20 protein-coding genes are annotated in these 21,027 nt (G+C 69.2%); 9 read left to right on the forward strand and 11 right to left on the reverse strand.

From position 1 onward, the window contains the following. The first annotated feature begins 123 nt into the window (after window positions 1–123). From ACT3HL_RS05040 to ACT3HL_RS05070, 7 genes are all read left to right on the forward strand, one after another. Window positions 124–1,203, forward strand: coding sequence for a zinc-binding dehydrogenase (locus tag ACT3HL_RS05040; protein ID WP_445085715.1), 1,080 nt, complete (start codon window positions 124–126; stop codon window positions 1,201–1,203). Next, a complete protein-coding gene (locus ACT3HL_RS05045) occupies window positions 1,193–1,522 on the forward strand; it encodes a hypothetical protein (RefSeq protein WP_445085716.1) in 330 nt (109 codons plus the stop codon). Before ACT3HL_RS05040 ends, ACT3HL_RS05045 begins: the two co-directional genes overlap by 11 nt. 87 nt (window positions 1,523–1,609) lie before the next feature. After that, complete coding sequence (locus tag ACT3HL_RS05050; RefSeq protein ID WP_445085717.1) at window positions 1,610–1,960, forward strand: DUF5802 family protein; 351 nt, start codon at window positions 1,610–1,612, stop codon at window positions 1,958–1,960. 67 nt (window positions 1,961–2,027) lie between these two features. Continuing rightward, window positions 2,028–3,008, forward strand: a complete 981-nt coding sequence (locus tag ACT3HL_RS05055; protein WP_445085718.1) for a Vms1/Ankzf1 family peptidyl-tRNA hydrolase — start codon at window positions 2,028–2,030, stop codon at window positions 3,006–3,008. Window positions 3,009–3,165: 157 nt separating this feature from the next. Further along, a complete protein-coding gene (locus ACT3HL_RS05060) occupies window positions 3,166–4,218 on the forward strand; it encodes a DUF1611 domain-containing protein (protein WP_445085719.1) in 1,053 nt (350 codons plus the stop codon). Window positions 4,219–4,221: 3 nt separating this feature from the next. After that, window positions 4,222–5,262 carry an enolase C-terminal domain-like protein gene (locus tag ACT3HL_RS05065; RefSeq protein ID WP_445085720.1) on the forward strand — a complete coding sequence of 347 codons (1,041 nt, stop codon included), beginning with the start codon at window positions 4,222–4,224 and terminating at the stop codon, window positions 5,260–5,262. Between the two features lie 459 nt (window positions 5,263–5,721). After that, window positions 5,722–6,171, forward strand: a complete 450-nt coding sequence (locus ACT3HL_RS05070; protein ID WP_445085721.1) for a UPF0179 family protein — start codon at window positions 5,722–5,724, stop codon at window positions 6,169–6,171. A gap of 30 nt (window positions 6,172–6,201) precedes the next feature. On the opposite strand, the gene ACT3HL_RS05075 is transcribed toward ACT3HL_RS05070, so the two are convergent. Beyond that, complete coding sequence (locus tag ACT3HL_RS05075; RefSeq protein ID WP_445085722.1) at window positions 6,202–6,822, reverse strand: hypothetical protein; 621 nt, start codon at window positions 6,820–6,822, stop codon at window positions 6,202–6,204. A 3-nt stretch (window positions 6,823–6,825) separates the two neighbouring features. Beyond that, window positions 6,826–7,575: an MBL fold metallo-hydrolase gene (locus ACT3HL_RS05080; protein ID WP_445085723.1), complete on the reverse strand. Its 750-nt coding sequence runs from the start codon at window positions 7,573–7,575 to the stop codon at window positions 6,826–6,828. Between the two features lie 163 nt (window positions 7,576–7,738). Here ACT3HL_RS05080 and ACT3HL_RS05085 point away from each other — a divergent pair, with 163 nt between their 5' ends. Continuing rightward, window positions 7,739–9,316 carry an ABC transporter permease gene (locus ACT3HL_RS05085; RefSeq protein WP_445085724.1) on the forward strand — a complete coding sequence of 526 codons (1,578 nt, stop codon included), beginning with the start codon at window positions 7,739–7,741 and terminating at the stop codon, window positions 9,314–9,316. Between the two features lie 59 nt (window positions 9,317–9,375). Then, window positions 9,376–12,291, forward strand: coding sequence for an ATP-dependent helicase (locus tag ACT3HL_RS05090; RefSeq protein WP_445085725.1), 2,916 nt, complete (start codon window positions 9,376–9,378; stop codon window positions 12,289–12,291). 33 nt (window positions 12,292–12,324) lie between these two features. Here the strand turns inward: ACT3HL_RS05090 and ACT3HL_RS05095 are convergent, their stop codons facing one another. From ACT3HL_RS05095 to ACT3HL_RS05135, 9 genes are all read right to left on the reverse strand, one after another. Further along, entirely contained in the window at window positions 12,325–15,129 is a 2,805-nt protein-coding gene (locus ACT3HL_RS05095) for an AAA domain-containing protein (protein ID WP_445085726.1), read from the reverse strand. A 101-nt stretch (window positions 15,130–15,230) separates the two neighbouring features. Beyond that, window positions 15,231–15,464, reverse strand: coding sequence for a hypothetical protein (locus ACT3HL_RS05100; protein ID WP_445085727.1), 234 nt, complete (start codon window positions 15,462–15,464; stop codon window positions 15,231–15,233). 80 nt (window positions 15,465–15,544) lie between these two features. Further along, the gene (locus ACT3HL_RS05105; protein ID WP_445085728.1) at window positions 15,545–16,102 is read right to left on the reverse strand and encodes a hypothetical protein; all 558 of its coding nucleotides are present in this window, start codon (window positions 16,100–16,102) and stop codon (window positions 15,545–15,547) included. A gap of 88 nt (window positions 16,103–16,190) precedes the next feature. Further along, window positions 16,191–17,180, reverse strand: a complete 990-nt coding sequence (locus tag ACT3HL_RS05110; RefSeq protein WP_445085729.1) for a zinc-dependent metalloprotease — start codon at window positions 17,178–17,180, stop codon at window positions 16,191–16,193. Window positions 17,181–17,296: 116 nt separating this feature from the next. Further along, on the reverse strand, window positions 17,297–18,451 hold the full coding sequence (locus ACT3HL_RS05115; protein WP_445085730.1) for a rhodanese-like domain-containing protein: 1,155 nt from the start codon (window positions 18,449–18,451) through the stop codon (window positions 17,297–17,299). 173 nt (window positions 18,452–18,624) lie between these two features. Then, entirely contained in the window at window positions 18,625–19,440 is an 816-nt protein-coding gene (gene rpsB / locus ACT3HL_RS05120) for a 30S ribosomal protein S2 (protein ID WP_445085731.1), read from the reverse strand. After that, the gene (gene eno, locus ACT3HL_RS05125; protein WP_445085732.1) at window positions 19,437–20,642 is read right to left on the reverse strand and encodes a phosphopyruvate hydratase; all 1,206 of its coding nucleotides are present in this window, start codon (window positions 20,640–20,642) and stop codon (window positions 19,437–19,439) included. Before eno ends, rpsB begins: the two co-directional genes overlap by 4 nt. A 1-nt stretch (window position 20,643) precedes the next feature. After that, window positions 20,644–20,826: a DNA-directed RNA polymerase subunit K gene (locus ACT3HL_RS05130; RefSeq protein WP_445085733.1), complete on the reverse strand. Its 183-nt coding sequence runs from the start codon at window positions 20,824–20,826 to the stop codon at window positions 20,644–20,646. Beyond that, the gene (locus ACT3HL_RS05135) at window positions 20,823–21,017 is read right to left on the reverse strand and encodes a DNA-directed RNA polymerase subunit N (RefSeq protein ID WP_445085734.1); all 195 of its coding nucleotides are present in this window, start codon (window positions 21,015–21,017) and stop codon (window positions 20,823–20,825) included. The genes ACT3HL_RS05130 and ACT3HL_RS05135 overlap by 4 nt, the downstream gene beginning before the upstream one ends. Between the last annotated feature and the right edge of the window lie 10 nt (window positions 21,018–21,027).

Raw genomic sequence — 21,027 nt, forward strand, 5'->3', positions numbered from 1 at the left:
GTTGTGAGAGTCATTGTTCGTTGAGCTACTTCAACCGAACGGGTTGTCGAGGCCCGACAGCTGCGAACGGTGGCGGCCCGACGTAGGGACCGAACTTTTGTACTCACCGATCGAGAAGCGGATATGAAAGCCGTTCAACTTTCGTCCCACGGGGATCGCGACGTGATCGAGTACGGCGAGTTCCCGGATCCGGAGATCGGTCGCAACGAGGTGCTCGTGGACGTGAAAGCAGCGGCGCTGAACCACCTCGACGTCTGGACGCGCCGCGGCCTCCCCGGGCTCGACCTCCGGTTCCCGCACGTGCCGGGAAGCGATATGGCCGGCGTGGTCGAAGAAGTCGGCGAAGACGTGACGCGCGTTCAGCCGGGTGACCGGGTGGCGGTATTCGCGGCACTCTCGGGCGAGGCGGCGGCCGAGATAACCGGAGACGCCGCCGATGCCGGTGACGCGGAGTTCCCCCGGCGGGACGACCTGACGCTCTCGCCCGGGTTCGCGATTATCGGCGAGAACACCCCCGGCGTCCACGCGGAGTACGCGGCGGTCCCGGCGTCGAATCTCGTTCCGGTCCCGGACCACGTCGACTGGGAAGTCGCCGGCTCGGCCGGACTCGTCTTCGGGACCGCTTGGCGGATGCTGGTCCACCGCGCCGAGGTGAAGCCGGGCGAGCACGTCCTCGTCCACGGCGCGTCCGGCGGGGTCGGCCACGCGGCGGTTCAGATCGCCGACTACGCAGGCTGTGAGGTGTACGCCACCGCGTCGTCGTCGGAGAAGCTCGATTACGCGGTCGAGTGCGGCGCGGACCACGGGATCAACTACGAGGAGGCCGACTTCGCGGCGGAGATCGACGAGCTGACCGACGGCCGGGGGGTCGACGTCGTCGTCGACCACATCGGCGACGCCACCTACGCGGGGTCGCTGAAGAGCCTCCGAAAGGGCGGTCGACTCGTCACCTGCGGGGCGACGACCGGGCCGAACCCCGATGCCGACCTGAAGCGCATTTTCTGGAAGCAACTGTCGGTGATCGGGTCGACGATGGCGACGATGGGACAGGCCGAGGAGGTGCTCGACCTCGTCTGGCAGGGCGTCTTCGAGCCGCGCGTCCGCGCGACGCTGCCGATGAGCCAGATGGCGCGCGCACACGAGATGATCGAGAACCGTGAGGGCTTTGGCAAAGTAGTGGTCATCCCCGACAGTGAACTCTGAGAACGACGACGGGGGATACGTCCACCGCCCGGGCGGCGACGGGGGAGTCTCCGCCCCCTCGGCGGCGGAGACGGAGACGTCCGCCGATGGGACCGCGGCGGGCGGCTCCGACGACCTCGGCGTTCGCGGGTGGGTCCTCGTCACCGTTCTCGCGGTGTGTACGCTCGTGGTCCCGGGAATCATCTACGTCCGGCCCGGAATCCTCTCGGCGATCGGCATCCCCTACATCGCCTCGCTGCTCGTGCTTCCGCTGCTGCCCGCCGCCGCGTTGGGCCTCGCCGCCGTCTGGGCGATGACGGCCGCAGAGGACCCCGAGTAGCGACGCCAGTCCCAACTGATTGCGCTTCGACTTGTACGTTTCCGAAAAGACTTATCCCCGAGGGTGTGTGACATCCTCTCGCACAGTATGTTCGAAACGTTCTCCGCGAGCTACTACCTGGGGAAACTGTACGTCGAACCGTCCGACAGAGACGTCCCCGCGATCCAGCGGGCGGATCACGAACAGGTGAACGAGCGCCTCTACGGCGACGACGGGGTGTTCCGCGTCGACGCGCCGCTCGTGATGAAACTCGACAGCGGCCACATCCCGGTTCTCGGCGACGAGGCGGTCCCGTCGGGGACGCTCGCGATCCCCGAAGCCGCCTCCGACGACGACCTCCCGGCCGAGCGGGACGTGTTGCTGGCGACCGCGGACCGCGCCGCCGAACTGCTCCGGTACTCCGGGTACCGCTTCGGCGACGACGAGGCCGTCGCGTAACGACGCCGACCACGCCGGCGGACGGCACAACCGTTCATATAAGTGGTCCGCGGTCGCGCGTGGAGGTATGATCGACGAGTTGCTCGGACGCGCGGAGCTCAAAGCCCGAATCGAGGAGCTCGAGGAGGAAAAACGGCACCTCGAACGACGGGCCGAGGCCGAAGAGGAGCGCCGCTCAGAGGCGGCGAGAAAGCGACAGGAGGCAGAAGCCGAGATCAACCGCCTCGAAGACCGGATCGAGGGCCTCGAAGAGCGCGTCGAGCGGCTCTCGGTCGACGACGACGCGGACGTCTCGTTCAGGGGCACAGCGCGGCTCGGCGGCGAGCGGCGAGACGAGATCCTCGCTCGGCTTTCGTCGTTCGAGACGGGCGCGGAGGGCGCGCTGACCGCGATGGTCACCGACGACGTTCCCGACGCCGTCTCCGACGCGCTCGGCGATCGTGCGGCGCTCGTTCGGCGGACCGCGCCGTGTCTCGTCTGCGTCGACGACGCCGGTCTCGTCGCGGTCGCGCTCGCCCCGCCGACGCCGCCCGCGCCGTTCGCCGAGTGGGGCGAGTCGTTCAGGCTGGAGCGGTCGTGGTTCGCGCCCGTCGAGCCGACGTGGGTCGCGCTCGTCCGCTCCGACCTGTTCGCGCTCGGCGTCTACGACGGCGAGTCGGTCGCGCTCGTCGACGACATCGAATCCGACGTGATGGGGGCACACTCGAAGGGCGGCTTCTCGCAGGCGCGCTTCGAGCGCCGACGCGACCAGCAGGTGGACGAACACCTCGACCGGGCGCGAGAGGCCATCCTAACGCACGTCGAGGCGGCCGAACGCGGCCCAGCCGCGGTGCGCGCCGACGCGGGCGACGGGGGCGGCCCGGCGGCCGTCGAGGGGTCGACCATCTCGCCCGGCGCGGACTTGGTCGTCCTCGGGGAGCGGACGGTCCTCGGGCAGTTCACCGATATCGCAGACCGGACCGCGGCCGTCGACGCCACCGGCGACCCGGCCGACGCGCTCCGCTCGGCCGTCCGCGAGTTCTGGACCGTCAGGCTGTCGATCCTGTGATACCGATTGTTCTCACCGTGTACCGATGAGCGCCGTCACCGGGCGGGCGCTTACCGGCCAGAGACGAGACCGACCGATTCGAGTGATCGGCCCGCCCCGACGCGCTCGAAACGGTCGGATCACGGCGGTTAAAGCCCCGGTTCCCGTCGTTACAGGTATGCCCACCGAACACCGACGCGGCGGCGACGAGCGGGTCGTCGTCCTCGCACACGAGAAGTTCCCCGAGCGGGCGAAGACGGCGACGGGCGTCCTCAAGTACGCTGACTACGACGTCGTGGCCGTTCTCGACCGGGATCGCGCCGGCACGGTCACGACCGACCACCGAGCGGACCTCCCCGAGGTTCCGATCGTCTCCTCGATGGCGGACGCCCCCGAGGCGGATACGCTGCTCGTCGGCATCGCGCCGATCGGCGGGGGCTTCGACGACTCCTGGCGGCCGGACGTCCGCACCGCGATCGAACGCGGCTGCGACGTCGTCGCGGGGTTGCATTACTTCCTCTCGGAGGACGAGGAGTTCGCGGCGCTCGCCGAGGATCACGGCGTCTCCCTCCGCGACGTGCGAAAGCCCAAGGAGGACCTGACCGTCGCGGGCGGCCGCAGCGCCGACATCGACGCCGACGTGGTGCTGACGGTCGGCACCGACTGCTCGGTCGGGAAGATGACCGTCTCGCTCGAACTCGTCGAAGCCGCTCGCGAGCGCGGGATCGACGCCGGGTTCGTCCCGACCGGGCAGACGGGAATTATGATCGCCGGCTGGGGGAACCCGATCGACCGCGTCGTCTCGGACTTCACCGCCGGCGCGGTCGAGGAGATGCTCTTGGAGGTCGGCGACGACTACGACGTGCTGTTCGTCGAGGGGCAGGGGAGCATCGTTCACCCCGCGTACTCCGCGGTCACCTGCGGCATCCTCCACGGCGCGATGCCGGACTCGATGGTGCTGTGTCACAACGCCGGCCAAGAGGCGATCCACGGCTACGAGTCGTTCTCGCTCCCGCCGATCTCGGAGTACGTCGACCTCTACGAACAGTTGGCCGCGCCGGTCCACGAGGCCGAGATCGTCGCCGGCGCGCTGAACACGTCCGGGATCGACGGCGACGGAGACGCGCGGGCCGCCGTCGACGACTACGCCGACGACCTCGGCGCGCCCGCGACCGACATCGTGCGGTTCGACGCCGACGCGGTGCTCGACGCGGTCCTCGGAGCGGAGTGACCGATGCTCTCGACGGAGTTCGAGCGCGTCTCGCTGCCGCTCGCTGACGCGTTCACCATCGCGCGCGGCACCCAGCGGGTCGCGGAGAACGTCGTCGTCCGGATCACCGACGGGGCGGGGTCCACAGGCGTCGGTGCCGCCGCCCCCGCGCCCCACTACGGCGAGACGGCGGCGACCGTCGAGGCGGTGCTCCCCGATCTGCTCTCGGTCGTCGAATCCGTCGGCGACCCGCACGCGCTCGACCGGATCGAGCGGGAACGTCGCGCGGTCGTCGCGGGGAATCCGGCGGCGCACGCGGCCGTCGACATCGCGCTCGCTGATCTCGCCGCCAAACGACTCGGCGTCCCGCTCTATCGACAGTGGGGTCTCGACCCCGAGACCGCGCCGAGGACGTCGTTCACGATCGGTCTCGACACGACCGACCGGATGCGCGAGAAGACGCAGGCGGCCGTCGCCGAGGGATACGACGTGCTGAAGGTGAAACTCGGGACCGACCGCGACGAGGCGATCGTCGCGGCCGTCCGCGAGGAGGCGCCCGACGCGGCGATCCGCGTCGACGCGAACGAGGCGTGGACGCCGCGGCAGGCGGTCCGGATGACCGAGCGGCTCAGCGAGTTCGGCGTCGAGTTCGTCGAACAGCCCGTTCCGGCGACCGACCCCGAGGGGCTGCGGTTCGTCTACGAGCGGTCGTCGCTCCCGATCGCGGCCGACGAGTCCTGCGTGCGACTCCCGGACGTCCCCGCGGTCGCCGATCGGGTCGACATCGTGAATCTGAAGCTGATGAAGACGGGCGGTCTCGCCGAGGCCAAGCGGATGATCCACGCCGCGCGGGCCCACGGGCTGGAGGTGATGCTGGGCTGTATGATCGAGTCGAACGCCTCCATCGCGGCCGCCTGCCACCTCGCGCCCCTGCTCGATTACGCCGACCTCGACGGCGCGCTCCTCCTCGAAGACGACGAGTACGCGGGCGTTCCGATCGACGGGAGCGACGTTCGGCTCGCGGCGCTCGATCGCGCAGGGACGGGCGCGAAACGGATCTCGTAGCGGACGACTCACCGGCCGCTTCTCGTCGTCGAGGACTCACCGATCGGTTTTCCCGACGAATCTTTATATGCGAACGAGCGGCCAACGCCGCCGTGACGTAACGACCACCCCACGTCGGGTCGCGGTTGCTCGGCACGCCGACGCGGGGGGCGAAAGCGACGGCGGTGGCGAGGGCGTCGTCGCGGGCGGGTGCCGACTGTTCGCCCAGAGCCGAATAGCGACGCGTCGACGACGCACTACGCAGCCACAGACAACGACCGAACCCCTCGCTGGTGATCGATTGCGACCGACAAGGCCGCTCGGTGGGGTTGGAAGACCGCGTGTGTGAGGAACCGCGGGAGTCGAGCGCGGGGGCTCCCGAGGTGTTCTCCGCTACCGGGTGCCGGCCGTGTACTGCGCGATCCCCCACTACGCGTGGACGCACAGGCTTAACAGCGAGTGCCGAGTAGCCACGCGTAGATGTCCCAAGTCACGCTCATCGGGGATCGACTCGCGACCCCGGGGACGGAGTTCGTCTACGAGGGCGAGTCGACGGCGTGCGAGGGCTGCCCCTACCGAAAGCAGTGTCTGAATCTCACCGAGGGCGTCCGCTACGAGGTGACCGGCGTCCGCGAGAGCGGGCAGCTCCTCGACTGCGCGGTCCACGACACCGGCGTGCGCGCGGTGGAGGTCGAGCCCGCGGCGATCGCCGCCAACGTCGCCTCGAAGGGCGCATACGCCGGGAGTAAGGTGAACCTCCCGGGTCCGTGCCCGCACACCGAGTGTCCGAGCCACGAGTACTGCGTCCCCGAGGGCGCGGACTTCGAGACCGAATACCGGATCTCCACGGTCCGCGGCGACCCCCCCCACGAGTTCTGCTACCTCGACCGAGACCTGACGCTCGTCGAACTCGAACCGCCCGAGGAGTGAACGCCGTTCCCCGGCCGCGCCCGGTCGCCCTCACGCGTCTTCGACTTCGAGCGTCAGCCCCCACGTTGCGGTCGCCGTCGGCTCGACATCCGTCTCGCTCCCGGCCGGCGCGGTACGCACTCGGTGCGTCCATCGGTACGTTCCTGGTTCGTAGTACCCGTCCGTGAGCGGGTCGGCCCAGACGGCGTAGACGTACGTCTGTGATTCCCCAGCGTCCCAGTCGCGCAGTGAACAGCCGTAGGACGCGAATCCGATCGGGCCGTCGGGGTCGTACGTCCACCGCCCGTCGACGCGCGGGGACGGTTCGTCGCGGGCCGGATAGAGCCACAGTCCCTCGTTCTCGCTCCGTCCGCTGCCGCGGTTGAACGGTCGACAGCGGTCGGTACCGACGCTGATCGCCCGTTCGTCGCCGGTGTTCCGCGCGGCGAGCGCGAGGGTCGCCGGATGGCGGTCCGTGACCGTCGCCGTCGGGAGTTCGGCGTCGATCTCGAAGGCGACGTCCGAAGAGAGCGCGTCAACGTCCGAGATAGCGAGGCGACGTGGGTGCGGGTCGGACCCGACGAGCGGCAGCCCTCTGCGGCCGAGACAGCCGGCGCTCGCCCCCGCAGCGAACGCGGCGCCGACCGCGGCGATAGCCTGACGTCGTCGCATCGCTCACTCGACCTCGACGGCGAGTCCGTCCCGGGCGAATCTGACGTCGCCGCCGTAGCGCTCCCCGATCGAATCCAGCATCGAATCGTGGCGGCCCTCGGTGTGGGGGTACAGGTGCGTGAGATACACGCACCCGTAGTCGTGCCCCGCGAGCGCCTCGCCGAGCCGCGACGGCGTCGGGTGGTTCGCGACGTCGACGTCGTCGGGAAAGGAGCAGTCGTGCGCGAGGACGGCCGCGCCGTCGGCGAAGTTCGCGAGGCTCTCTGTCGCCTCGCCGTCGCCCGAGAAGACGACCTCGCCCGCCGCGTCGCCGTCCGAAAAGCGGTACGCGAGGCAGTCCATCGAGTGGGTCGTCTCGCTCGCGGAGACGTCGAACCCGGCGATCGAGAAGTCGTTTTGACCGACCTCGCGGACGCTCAGATCGACGCGACCGTCGAGGTAGTCGTAGACGTCCAACAGCCCGTCGACGAGCGCCTTCGTGCCCGTCGGGCCGACGACTTCGAGGTGCTCCTCCCCGGCCAGCCAGCGCGCTTTCAAGAGCGGGAGCAGGTCGGAGACGTGGTCGAGGTGGTGGTGCGTGAGCAGGACCGACGAGACGCCCTCGTAGCCGACGCCGGTCCCCGCGAGTCGGTGGAGGACGCCGCTTCCGCAGTCGACGAGCAGGGACCGGCTGCCCGATTCGAGGAGGAGTCCCGTCTGAACCCGGTCGGGGACGGGCATCGCGCTTCCGGTTCCGAGGAAGGTCAGACGCATACCATGGCTACGGCCGGGTGGCCGATAGGCGTTCGGAACCCGGACCGCCGCACAGGCTGACCGCGACAGTTCCCCGCGGGACCCGCCAGTCCCCGCGTCGGCGGGCGGTCGTGTAGAATTTCGAACGCCACTGTAATATGCGTGCGCTCACGACGCTTCGACGATGCCCTCCCTCGACGAACTCCTCCTCGCGCTGTGGGGCCGGCTCGCCCGGATGCGCTCACAGAACCCGAAGCGACTCGCCGGGCTTGCGTTCGCCGCCGCGCTCACGTGCTCGGTTCTCGCCTGGTACTTCCGGCCGTGGCTTCACGCCGCAGTCTACGGGGTCTACACGACGCCGGTGGTTCCGATCGCGGTAGTCGTCGCCATCGGGAGTTACGCCCTCCTCACGCGGTACGTCGGGTCCCTGGCCGGCGGACAGGTCGGGTTCGGCGTGTTCGTGATGTTCCTCTTCGTCGGCGCGGCCACGACTGGGCTGCTAGCCGGCGAAGACATCGGCAAAGCCACCATCGAGGGCGCGACGACGGCCGAGAGCCTGAGCGAGACCGACCCGACGAAACCGCGCGTCGTCCCGAAAAGCGTCGCCTCGCGGTACGCCTCGAACACGCTCAACTTCCCGCAGTACCGGGTCGCGGGCGGCGATATTTCCGTCCGTAACGGGACGCCCTACTGGTCGTATGCGCTCGCGCCCGACGGCGCGTTCAACCACTACACGAAACAGCAGCACGGCACGGTGCTGGTCGATATGACAGAGCAGAACGCCGAAGTCGAGACGGTCGTCGGCGACCTCCGGAAGGGGATCGGACCGGCCTTCTACAGCAACTACCGGTTCGCGATGCTCAAGCAGGCCAACTATCTGGTCGACTACGGCGATCCGTTTATGGTCGTCCACGGGGACGAACAGCACGTCGCCGTCCCCTACACGAAGCCGGAGTTCCACTGGCTCCCGCTGCCGTATACGACGCCCAGTTGGGGCGGCGTAGTGCTGATCGACGACGACGGCACGGTCGAGGATCTCTCACCCGAGGAAGCGCGCAGCCACCCGGCCTTAACGGAGCAGAAGCTCTACCCGTTCGACCTCGCCCGAGAGAAGGTCGCCGCGACGAAGTACCGAAACGGCATCGTCAACACGTTCACCAGCCACGAAGACGAAGTCGAGGTCGCGCCGGTCCCCGGCGAGGGCAACGACCAGCCGTTCGTCGTCTTCTCCGAGGACGGGCCGGAGTACGTCGTCGCCGTCGAACCGTACGGGCAGGCACAGGGACTGAAGGAAGTCTGGACGGTCGACGCCCGGACCGGCGACTACGAGGTCTACGCCCCCGACGACTCCCTGTTCGGGGCCCGAAAGGCCACCGACTACGTCAGACAGGCCGCCCGGACGACAGACTGGGACCGGTTCACGCCCTCCGAGCCGATTCCGGTCGTCGTCGACGGACGGCTCTACTGGGAGGTCAGGGTAGTTCCGACCGACAGCAGCGGAATCGCGTACACGGCGTTCGTGGACGCCCGGTCGAGCGACGTCCACGAAGTCTCCACGACTCCGGAAGTGACCGCCTTCCTCGAGGGACAGAACGTCACCACACGACCGGACGGCTCCGGCGAGAGCGACGCCCGCGCGCCGACGCTCGTCGTCGAACGCGTCGCGGCGAACGGGACCGTCATCGAGACACTCGAGGTCTACGGTAACGAGTCCGTCCGGGTCGTCCAACGGGACAACGCGACCGCGACGGCGACAGGATAGGCGCGCGGTCGCCGGCCACGGACAGAACCCACTTACCCCTGCGGTCCAATCACCCCACGATGCCGAAGCGCGGGCGCGAACTGCTTATCGAGTCGCTCGGCGACGTGGCGAGCGGAGAATCCCGGGACGCAGACGACATCGAGACGCGGAGTCCGGTCGATTTCGACCCCGACACCGTCGACATCGCAGACGGCGACGTCCTCGACCGACTGGAACCGTCGGTCCGCGAGTGGTGGGTCGACGAGTTCGGCCGCTATGTGGGACAGAACGGCGGCTTCTTCACCCCGCCGCAGCGCGAGGCGATCCCGCTGGTCGACGAGGGCGAGAACGCGCTCGTCTGTGCACCGACCGGATCGGGAAAGACGTTAGCCTCCTTTACCGCCATTCTGAACGACCTGTTTAGGCGCAGCAGCGAGCGCGAGAACGGGCTCGAAAACGCCGTCTACTGCCTGTACGTCTCGCCGCTGAAGTCGCTGGCCAACGACATCCACCGCAACCTGACGGTCCCGCTGGAGGGGATCGAAGCGCGGATGCGACAGCGGGGTGAGGCGGTGGAGGTCCGCCACGCGATCCGCCACGGCGACACCGACTCGACGGCGCGACAGCGGATGTTGGAGGAGACGCCGCACATTCTCAACACGACGCCCGAGACGCTCGCGATCCTGCTCAACGCCCCGAAGTTCAGAGAGAAGCTCCGGTCCGTGGCGTACGTCGTCGTCGACGAGATCCACAGCCTCGCCGAGAGCAAACGTGGGACGCACCTCGCGGTCTCGCTCGAGCGCCTCGAGGACCTCGTCGACGCCTCTCCGACCCGCATCGGCTGTTCGGCGACGGTCGAGCCGCTGTCGACGATGGCGGAGTTCCTCGTCGGCCGAGAGGGTTCGTCCGAACCTTGGGGAAGCCGGACAGAGCCCGGCGACTGCGACGACGGTGGCGGCCCGCGCGACTGCGACGACGGCGGCGGCCCGCGCGACTGCGAGATCGTCGACACGCGGTTCGTCCGCGACTTCGACCTCCGGCTCGAATGTCCGACCGACGATCTGATACACACGCCCCGCGAGGCGGTGCAGGACGGTTTCTACGACCGTCTCGACGAACTCGTCCGCTCGCATCGGAACACGCTCGTGTTCACGAACACGCGCTCGGGTGCCGAGCGCGTCCTCGAGAACCTCCGGGAGCGCTTCGACGGCTACGACGAGTCGAACACGGGCTGTCATCACGGCAGCCTCTCGAAGGAGCGCCGCAAAGCGGTCGAGGAGGGGCTCAAGTCGGGCTCGCTCGACGTCGTGACGACCTCGACGAGCCTCGAGCTCGGGATCGATATGCCGCATCTCGATCTGGTCGTGCAGGTGGGCTCGCCGAAGTCGGTCGCCTCGCTGCTCCAGCGGGTCGGGCGCGCCGGCCACAGCCTCGGACAGACCGTCGAGGGGCGCGTGATCGCGCTCGACCGCGACGAACTCGTCGAGTGCGCGGTGATGCTGCAGAAGGCGGAGTCGGGGTTCGTCGATCGGGTGTTCGTCCCCGAGAACGCCCACGACGTCGCCGCCCAGCACGTCTACGGGATGGCGATCAACGGCGTCAGACGCGAGGCCGACGTGCTGCGGACGCTCCGGCGCGCGTACCCCTATCGGAACTACGGCGACGACGACTGGGAGACGCTGCTGCGGTATCTCACCGCCGACTACGAGGGGCTCGAAGAGCGGAACGTCTACGCGAAGGTCTGGCGCGACGAGAACGATCCCCCGTCGGGCGAGCACCACCACGGCGACTTCGAGGTCGGCGAACCGCTCCTCGGCAAGCGGGGGCGACTGGCCCGCGTGATCTATCTGACGAACGTCGGAACCATCCCCGATTCGTTCACCTGCGAGGTGTACACTCGGGGCGACGACGAGTGGGTCGGCACGCTCGATGAGGGTTACCTCGACACCTTGGAGAAGGGCGACGTGTTCGTGCTCGGCGGCCAGCGGTTCGCGTACCGCTATCGCAGGGGCTCGAAGGTGTACGTCGATCCGACGACCCAGCGGGCGACGGTCCCGTCGTGGTTCTCAGAGCGCCTCCCGCTCTCGTACGATCTCGGCCGCGAGATCGCGGACTTCCAGGGCGACCTCCTCGACCGACTCGACGCCGGCGGCCGCCCCGCCGTCCGCGAGTGGCTCCGGGAGTTCCCGATCGGCGAGAACGCCGTCCGCGCCATCACCCGGCTCTTCGACGAGCAGCGGCGGTTCGCCGGGACGGAGAGCGTCGCCACCGACGAGCGGATCGTCGTCGAGGAGGAACTCGACCGCGAGACCTACCGCCGGCACTTCTACGTCCACTCGACGTACGGCCGGCGGTTCAACGACGGGCTCTCCAGACTGGTGGCCGCTCGGTGCGCCGACCGATCGAACGCCAACGTGCAGATTGCCGTCGCCGACAACGGCTTTTCGCTGTCGATGCCGCTGAACCGAAAGGTCGACGTGGCGGCGGTCGTCCGCGATCTCGATCCCGATTCGGTTCGTGGGGAACTCCGAGATGCGCTGTCGGAGACCGACCTGTTGAAGCGGTACTTCCGGATCGACGCCACCCGCGCGCTGATGATCCTGAAGCGGTACAAGGGCTATGAGAAGTCGGCGGCCGAACAGCAGGTCTCCGCCGAGATGTTGCTCTCGTTCGCCGAGGACCTCGAGGGCTTCGCGGTGATCGAGGAGACCTACCGCGAGCTCATCGAGGACAAACTGAACCTCGGGGCGCTCGAGAGGATCCTCAGTGCAGTCCACGGCGGAGCGATCGACGTGGTCAGCGTCAGCGTCGAGTCGCCGACCCCGCGGGCGTTCGGTCTCGCCACGCTGCTCGCGAGCGACGTCGTCCTCGCGGAAGACGAGAGCGCGGCCCTACGTGACTTCCACGAGCGAGTGCTGGCGGAGATCAACGGCGAGGGCTGGACCGGGCCGGGCGAGGTCGACCGCGAAGGCGAGCGCTCGCTCGGCGGAGAGTGACCCCGTCACGCCCCGACCCCCGACCTCTCGGTGTCACCGCCGCGCCCACGCCAGCAGCCGCTCGTAGAACGGGTCAGAGACGAGCGCATCGGCGTCGCCGACGAGCGCGAGCGCCTTCTTCGCCCGCGTGAGCGCCACGTTGATGCGGCGGTAGTCCTCGAATATCGGCCCGTCGAGCGTCCCGCTCGCCACGAACGAGACGGCGATCACCTCCTTCGCGGAGCCTTGGAAGCGATCGACCGTGTCGACGGTGACGTCCGTTCGCCGGGCGATCTCTGCCACCTGCGCGCGGAACGGGGCGATGACGCCGATGTCGTCGGGATCGACCCCGGCAGCGACGTACGCGTCGACCACGCCGGCGACGCGGTCCGCCTCCGCGGGGTTGGTGTTACCGACGCGCTCGCCGGCGGGGTCGACGAACGCGACGGGATCGCGGAGCTCCGAGGGCAGGCGGTCCTCGTCGACGCCCAGATCTGAGAGCTGCTGGGACGCGACCGCGCCGTTGGCCGGCCGGAGCGCGCCGTCGTAGAACTCCGTCGAGGAGAACGCCTGGATGCGCTGGGACATCCGGTACTGCCTGTCGAGGAGAACGGAGGCTTCGGGGTGGGACTCGATGAGTCGCTCGAAGAGCGACGTCTGCAGGTCGTTCTCGGCTCTAACCACGGGAGGCAACTGCTGGTGGTCGCCGACGAGGACGAACCGTTCGGCGAGTCCGACGGCCGCGAGCGTTCCCGGCTCGGTCAGCTGGGAGGCCTCGTCGACGAGCGCGACGTCGAAGGCCTGCTCGCGCATCACGCGCGACCCGCAGGCGGCGGTGGTGGCGGCGACGACCGAGGCGTCGCGCAGCGCCGCCGCCCGCTCGTTCGGCTCGCCGCCCTGTTCGAGTCGCACGTCGAGCATATCGTCGCGCACGCCGTTCTCGGACCCGACCCGGACGACGTCGCCGATGCCGGCCTCGCGGACGGCTTCCAGGGCGTTGTCGACGGCGCGATTCGTGAACGCCGAGAGCAGCACGCGCTCGCCGCGGTCGACCAGCGCGCGAACGGTCTGCGCTATCGTGTAGGTCTTCCCCGTTCCGGGTGGCCCGTGGACGAGCGCGAAGTCCTCGGCGTCGACTGCGAGTCGGACCGCGCGGTCCTGCGCCTCGTTGTTGTCGACGTAGGTCCGGGTTCCGCCGCCGTCCCCGCCGCCGCGCTCGGCGGAGCGGTCCGCGAACTCGGGGTCTCGTCGGCCGAACAGCACGTCCTTTCGGTCGGGGTCGCCTTTCAGCACGAAGTCGTGGAGCGCGGTGAGCATCCGATCGACGCCGATCTCGGACGGGTAGACGTCGAGTCGGTGGAGATTGACGGGCTCGTCGGCGGTGACGACGACCTTCTCGCCGAGTTCGACGATCCGGCAGAGTTCGGCGTGGCCTGACACCGGGTCGCCGTCGCTCGCGAGCGCGACGTCGCCCTCCCGGAGCTTCGAGACGGCGTTGCCGGGCTTTCGCGCCCGCATCTCCCACCGTCCGTCGTCGAGTTCGGTCCGCCCGTCCGGTTCGAGGCCGATCAGCGCCCGGTCGTCCTCGGCGCGCTCTGCGGCGGACTGCTCCCAGAGCTTCCGGTACTCGGCGTGGACCTCCCGGCGCTCCGCTTCGATGGCCCGGTAGAACCGCTCGAAGTACGTCCGCTCCTCCTCGGGGACGGGCTCGCCGATCTTGCCCGCCTTCGACTCCTGGTCGAGGCGGCCCGAGACGACCATACACGTGTCGCGCTCGAAGCAGTACTCACAGCGCGCGTCGGCCTCGTAACCGGTCGGGACCGCCGAATCGAACTCCATCGCGGCGATCTCGTTGCGCGTGCGGACGATGAACTGGAGCAGGCCGTCGCCGATCGAGAACTCCTTGGCGGGCGAGAGATCGCCCGTCTCCTCGTTCCGCTCGAGGGCGGTGTTCTTCGTGTACAGAAGCGTCCCGGTGTCCGCGGGGACGCCCCGCTCTGCGAGCACGAGCGCGTACGCGGCCGCCTGAATCTTGTCCTGGAAGCGCGGCTCCCGCTTCGTGTTCTTCCCAGTTTTCAGTTCGACCGGCATCCCCCGCCGCAGGGCGTCGGCGCGGCCCTTGATCCCGAACGTCGGCGAGATGAGCGTGTATTCGGAGCGCCAGGCGTCCTCCTCCGTGAGCGTTCCCTGCGCCAGCCACCCCTCGATGGCGGCGGCGTTGCGCCGCACCTCGTCGCGCACCTCCGCAGCGTCGCGGCCGAGCAGCCCCAGTTCGAGGCCAGCCTCCTCGACCCGCTCGTCGATCGACGCCTCCAGATCGCGGTCGCGAAGCAGGTCGCCGAACACCTCGTGGACGATCGTCCCCTTGACGACGGGGTAGTTCAGGGGAATGCCCGATAGCTTGTTCAGATAGTACATCCGCGGGCACTGCACCCACGATCGGATGTCGGTCACGTCGACGAGAAAGCCCGGTTCGAGGACTACGTAGGAGTCGCCGGTGGTCGCGTAGGTCGTCTCGCCGCGGTACACGTCCGTCTCGACGTCGGTCGCGAGCAGGTCCATTCCGGCTTCGGCGTGCTCGACCGTGTGGGTCCACTTACCCCAGAGCGTGAGCGTGACGGCGTCGGCGCCGCCCGCGGGCCCGTCCGACGCCCCCCCGTCGGAATCGCCATCGGCGTGGTCGCCGCCGGCGACGCCGCCGCTCGCCCCATCGGCGACGTCTCCGCTCGACGCGTCGGCGACGCCGCCGCTCGCCGCCTCGCCTCGACGGACGGTCACCTCGGCGAGCGACCGCGAGCCGTACTTCGTCTCCACCTCGCGCTCGTCGCCCACGTCGACGATGCGGCCGCGCAGTTTCACGTGGCGTACCTGCGCGTCGCGCGGTAAGACGCTATCGGTCCCGGGAATCTGCCCCGGACGATCGACACCGAACGGGCGAGGACGAGTCGCTCCCGCGCGCGTCAGCGACCGCTTCCGGGCGCGGGCAGAAACTCTGCCCACCAGCGCAGCAGGAACCACAGGAGGACGTATCCGAGCGCGAGCCCGCCGACGAGACCGGCGGCGACGACCGTCGCCGAGCCGCCCGCCTGAACCGAGATGAGCGCGCCGGAGGCGCCCACGAGGGCGACGAATCCGACCTTGAGCCGGCGGCTGGCGACGTCGCGTTCCTCGTCGGAGAGACTCGGGCCGACCACTCAGACCCCTCCGCGACGGCGGCGACCGTGCGGGCGCGCCCGCGGCCGTCTCGCCGTATGCGCCCCCGAAGCGCGCGGAGTCACTGGAACCCGCGGCCGACGCCGTCGTCTTCGATCAGCTCGTCGAGGTCCTTCGAGAGCAGCTTGTCGGCGTCGGCGAACTCCTCGGAGAGGTCCTCGAGGCGGTCGGGGCGACCGTCGAACTCGTAGTCCATCGGCCCGAACGCGGGGCTGTCCAGCGCGTCCATCACGTCCTCGAAGAAGTCGTCGGGGGTCGTCGGGGCCTCCGCGTGGACCTTCACCGTCTCCTCGAGGCGCTTGGCCATCGTCTCGGCGTGGTCCTCGTCCTCGGGGGGCGACCGGACGGCAAAGCGGCCGGGCGCCTCGCGCTCTCGGTTCGGCAAGAGCGGCTCGAGGTCGTCGTCAATCCGCCGGGCGACCCGGGCCCCGACGCCGCGGAGTTCGATCGGACTCTTCGTGTACGTCTTCAGGGCGTACACGCCGGCGTTCGGGTGGCCGATGAAGAGGTCTTCACCGAGCCCGCTCCGCCTGTCTCCGGCGACGGCGCGCCACCCGTCGGGGTCGACGTCGGCGTCGGTCACGTCCGCGAGGATGTCCTGCCAGTCTCTGACGCGCATACGTGCCCGACCGTACTCGCCCCGACTGAAAGAGTATGACGGTCGGCCATCGCTGGGTGCAGTCGGGGACTGTCAAAGGCCGAGACCCCTACGGATCGACGCGGTCGATCCACGCCCCGGGATCGTCCAGTTCTGCCCTCGTCGGGAGATTGGCCGGTCGGTCCCACACCGCGGCGGCGGCTTCGACGCCGCGCCGGTCGACGACCGTCTCGAAGAACCGCGCGCCGCGCTCGTACTGCCGGCGCTTCAGCCCGAGTCCGAGCAGCCGACGCATAAGGCGAGTGAGGGGGTTGCCACCGCGCCGCCGCGCGTCGAGTTTCGCGCGCAGGTCGGCGTATTCGGCGTCGAACGCGCGGTCCATCAGCATCTCGGCGTACCCCTCGACGGCGGTCATCGCCACGTCGAGGTCGCGGAACGCCTCGCGGTCGAAGCCGCCGGCCGCGAGCGCTTCGAGCCCGTCTTCCATCCGGTCTTCCAGGTGCTCGGAGAGCCACGGCGCGGCCCCGAACTCCGCGGCGTGGGCGACCTCGTGGAAGGCGATCCAGCGGCGGAACCGCGGGACGTCGACGTCGAGCGCCGCGGCGGCATCGACGATGTTCGGATGGACGAAGTAGAGACTGTGGTCGTCGCCGTCGACCCCGCCCGCGTCGTCGGCGTCGGCTTCGGCCAGCAACAACGGGTCGTACTGTCCGAGGACGTGCGAGGCGAGAAACGAGAGGACGAGCGCCATCGACCCGGTGTTGAGGACGCGGGTGACCGTCGGAAAGAGCACGTTGACCTCCGATTCGACGGGGCGCATCACCCGGCGGAACGTCGCGACGTTCGCGTCGATCCAGTGGTGGCGGTTCTGCACCTCGATCGTCGGGGGGACGTCGAACTCGAGGCCGCCGACCGATCGAAGCCGCTCGCGGGCGGCGCGAACGTCCGCGGCGTAACCCTGCCGATCCGCGGGCGTCAGATCGAGACTCCCCGCGTCGGTGGAGTCCTTCGCGGCCGTCGTGACCGCCGACCAGTCGATGGTCTCCGATTCGTCGCCGGACGCGCCCGCGATAGCGCGGACGCTGCGGTAGAGGTTCATACAGGAACGTGGGGACCGGCGCGCAAAACCCTTGTTCCGAGCGGGGGTGAAAACTCACGTTTCGAGCGGGATCGGAACCCCCTTGTTTCGCCCAGCGGAAAAACGAGACGCGCCCGCTACGACACCGCGCAGTTGTTCGGTCCGAGCTCCAGCTCGGTCGCCTCGTCGTCCTCGAGGGCGAGCCGACCGCGGTTCGCGTCGATGACCGCCTCGTAGTTCGGCGGCTTCTCGTTCCCGCGGGCGGTGATCCGCTCGACGAACGCCGGCTTCTCGAGCGCGAACAGGTCGAGTTGCGCTCGGAGGTCACCTAGGGACGCGGCGATGAGCGCGCCCGGCTCGCCGACGCCGAACCGCCCGTCGGCGTCGACGGAGACGTGCCCGGGCAGGACGAGCACGTCGTCAGCGAGCGGCTCGTACCGGTCGTGCAGCGTCTCATAGAGCATCTCAGCGCCGCGCGCCGCGCCGCCCTCGCCGAGTTCCAGTTCCGTCCGGCCGACGGACTCGACGAACAGCGCGTCCGCCGAGAGGAGGTACCGCCCGTCGACGACCAGGTTCACGAGGTCGGTCGTGTGCCCCGGAGCGGCGAGGACGTCGACGTCGAATCCGCCGACAGACAGCGTCTCGCCGTCCGAGACGGGCTGGTAGTCGTAGCCGACGTCCCGGTCCGCCGCGGCCGCACTCAGGTAGTAGGGCACCGAGAGCCGGTCGGCCAGCTCGCGGCCGCCGGAGAGGTGGTCCGCGTGGACGTGCGTGTCGACGACGCCTGTGGTCACCATTCCCGCGTCGGCCGCGACGAGCTCGAACTCGTGGTGCTGCCGCGTCGCGTCGACGACGAGCGCCTCCCGCTCGCTCCGGTCGCCGACGACGTAGCCGAGACAGCCCTTCGCCCGGCGCTGCACCTGCGCGAGGAACAGGTCGCCGTCGGTCTCGACCTCGACAACGTCGTAGAGCTTGCTCCAGTCTTCCATCCCGCCTTTCACGACGCTGACGTCGTAGCCCCGCTCGGACAGCTCGAAGCCGAACGACGTCGAGGAGAGCCCCTTCCCGCAGATGACCGCGACGGGTCCGCGCTCGACGATCGATTCCACGTCGCTCCACTCGCGGCCGTTTCCGAGGCCCTCTACGGGGTGATACGGGACGTTCACCGCGCCGGGGACGTGCCACGCCTCGAAGCTCTCGGCCGGCCGAGTGTCGACGACGGTGAGGTCCTCGCCAGAATCGATCGCCGCCGCTAGGTCGTCGACGGTGAGTTGATCGAGTAGTTTCGGCATACGCACGGATACGGGACAGACGCGAATAATGGTTTCTGGCCGAGCGGTCGCCCGCGGGCGCCGTGGACTTCTGCCTCTCGAGGCGCGCGTCGCCGAGCGGCGCCGCTGGCGGTGAGCGTGATGACGGCCCGCGAGGCGGAACGCGAAAAGGCTCTCGAACGTCCGAAAACCGGTTAGATCTCGTCCTCGAAGTCCTCGAGGGCGTAGACGGTGTCGCTGCCGCGGCGGTCGAGCGTCTCGTTGGCGAGCAGCCAGTAGACGACCGACAGTGCGCGTCGACCCTTGTTGTTCGTCGGAACGACGAGGTCGACGTTGCTCGTCTGGTTGTTCGAGTCGCACATCGCGATGACCGGGATGCCGACCGTGATGGCCTCCTTGACCGCCTGTGCGTCGCCGATCGGGTCGGTGACGACGACCACGTCGGGCTCGATGTAGCCGGCGTAGTCGGGGTTCGTCAGCGTCCCCGGGATGAATCGACCGGTCCGGGCGCGCGCGCCGACCGCGTCGGCGAACTTCGTCGCCGGGAAGCGGCCGTACTGCCGCGAACTCGTGACCAGGATCTGCTCGGGGTCGTAGTTCGCGAGGAAGTCGGCGGCCGTCCGGATCCGCGAGTCGGTCTGGCTGACGTCCAGCACGTACAGGCCGTCGTCGCGGACGCGGTGGATGAACCGCTCCATGTCCTTCGTCTTCTGCTGGGTCCCGATGTGAACCCCCGCGGAGAGGTAATCCTCGACGGGGATGAGGAGGTCGGCCTCCTCGTCGGGCATGACGTCCTCGTCGAACGTCGGTTCTGTCGTTTCGGCCTCGGCAGCCTCGTCGGCGGCCGCGCCCTCGTCGGCGGCGACCTCGTCTTCGGCGGCCTCGGCGACCGGTTCGGTCGTCTCGGCGTCGGCCTCGGTCGTCTCCGCGACGTCGTCTGCGGCCGTCTCCTCGGCCGCGTCGGACTCGTCGTCGACGACTTCGACCGCGTCGTTGTCCTTGTCTGTCATACTGCGTCGTCCGCGATGCGGATGAGTTCGTTGAGTTTGGCGGTTCGCTCGCCGCCGACCGTGCCGGTCTTGATGAATCCGGCGTCGGTCGCGACGGCGAGGTGTGCGATCGTCGTGTCCTCGGTCTCGCCAGACCGGTGCGAGATGACCGTCTCGTAGCCGTTCTCGGTCGCCAGTTCGATCGCGTCGAAGGCGTCCGAGAGCGTGCCGATCTGGTTCGGCTTGATCAGGATCGAGTTGGCCGCGTCGGCGTCGATACCCGCCTGCAGGCGCTCGACGTTCGTCACGAAGAGGTCGTCGCCGCAGATGAGCGTCTGCTCGCCCACGCGCTCGGTGAGGGCGGCGAAGCCCTCGTAGTCGTCCTCGTCGAGGGGGTCCTCGACGTAGACGAGGTCGTACTCGGCGACCATCTCGGCGACGTAGTCGACCTGTTCGGCGGTCGATTTGACGTCGTCGCCGTAGACGTAGCCGTCCTCGTCGGCGTCGTAGAGCTCCGCGGCGGCCATATCGAGGCCGAACTTGATCTCGAAGCCGAGGTCGTCCGCGACGTCCGTGACGGCCTCGTCGACGACCTCGAACGCCTCGGCGTCCGAGATCGGCGGCGCCCACGCGCCCTCGTCGCCCTTCGCCGCGGGAACCCCGCGGTCGTCGAGCAGTTCGGAGATGCGCGCGTGGACCGCGGCGTTCGCGAAGACGGCCTCGGAGACGCTCGGCGCGCCGACCGGCGCGGCGAGGAACTCCTGGATGTGCGTCGCCTCCTTCGCGTGCTCGCCGCCGCCGACGACGTTGCCGAGCGGCGTCGGGAACGAGTCGCCGCGGAACGTCCCGCCCAGATGCTGATACAGCGGCGCGCCGAGGACGTCGGCGCCGGCCTTCGCGGCCGCCATCGAGACGGCGACGGCGCTGTTCGCGCCGATCTCCGAGAAGTTCTCGGTGCCGTCGGCCGCGCGGAGCGCGGCGTCGACCTCGCGCTGATTCCCGGCGTGGGCCTCGCCGACGAGTCGGGGGAGCGCGTGCTCCCGCGCGGCGGCGATCGCCTCGCTCGGCGGCAGTTCGATGGCCTCGTACTCGCCCGTGCTGGCTCCGCTCGGTGCCGCGGCGCGTCCGAAGCCGCCCGACTGCGTCAGCACGTCCGCCTCGACGGTCGGGTTCCCGCGGGAGTCGAGGATGCGTCGGAGCGATACGCTCGTGATGCGCGTCATCTCAGTTGCCCTCTCGCTTGACCGTGAACGGCAGGACGCCCGCGTCGTACTCCTCTGCGGCGACCAGAATCGGTTCGGACTGGTCGGAGTCGACGAGTACGGGCGCGCCGTAGGACACCTGCAGCGCTCGCGCGCCGAGGATGCGGGCCTTCTCGTACCGGTTGTACTGGGGTTGTCCACTCATTGGTAGGGGGCCACGACGTCGACGAGGTCCTTGTGAGAGACCATCATTCGCCGGCAGCAGTGCCGCTCGACACCGAGGTCATCGAGCACCGCCGCGGGGTCTTCGTCGCCCTCGCGGGCGCGCTCTTTGAACTCGTCCCAGTGCTCGCCGACGACGTTGCCGCAGGTGAAACACCGGACGGGTATCATCATAGCTGAATCA

The sequence above is a fragment of the Halobellus sp. GM3 genome, from assembly GCF_052545375.1.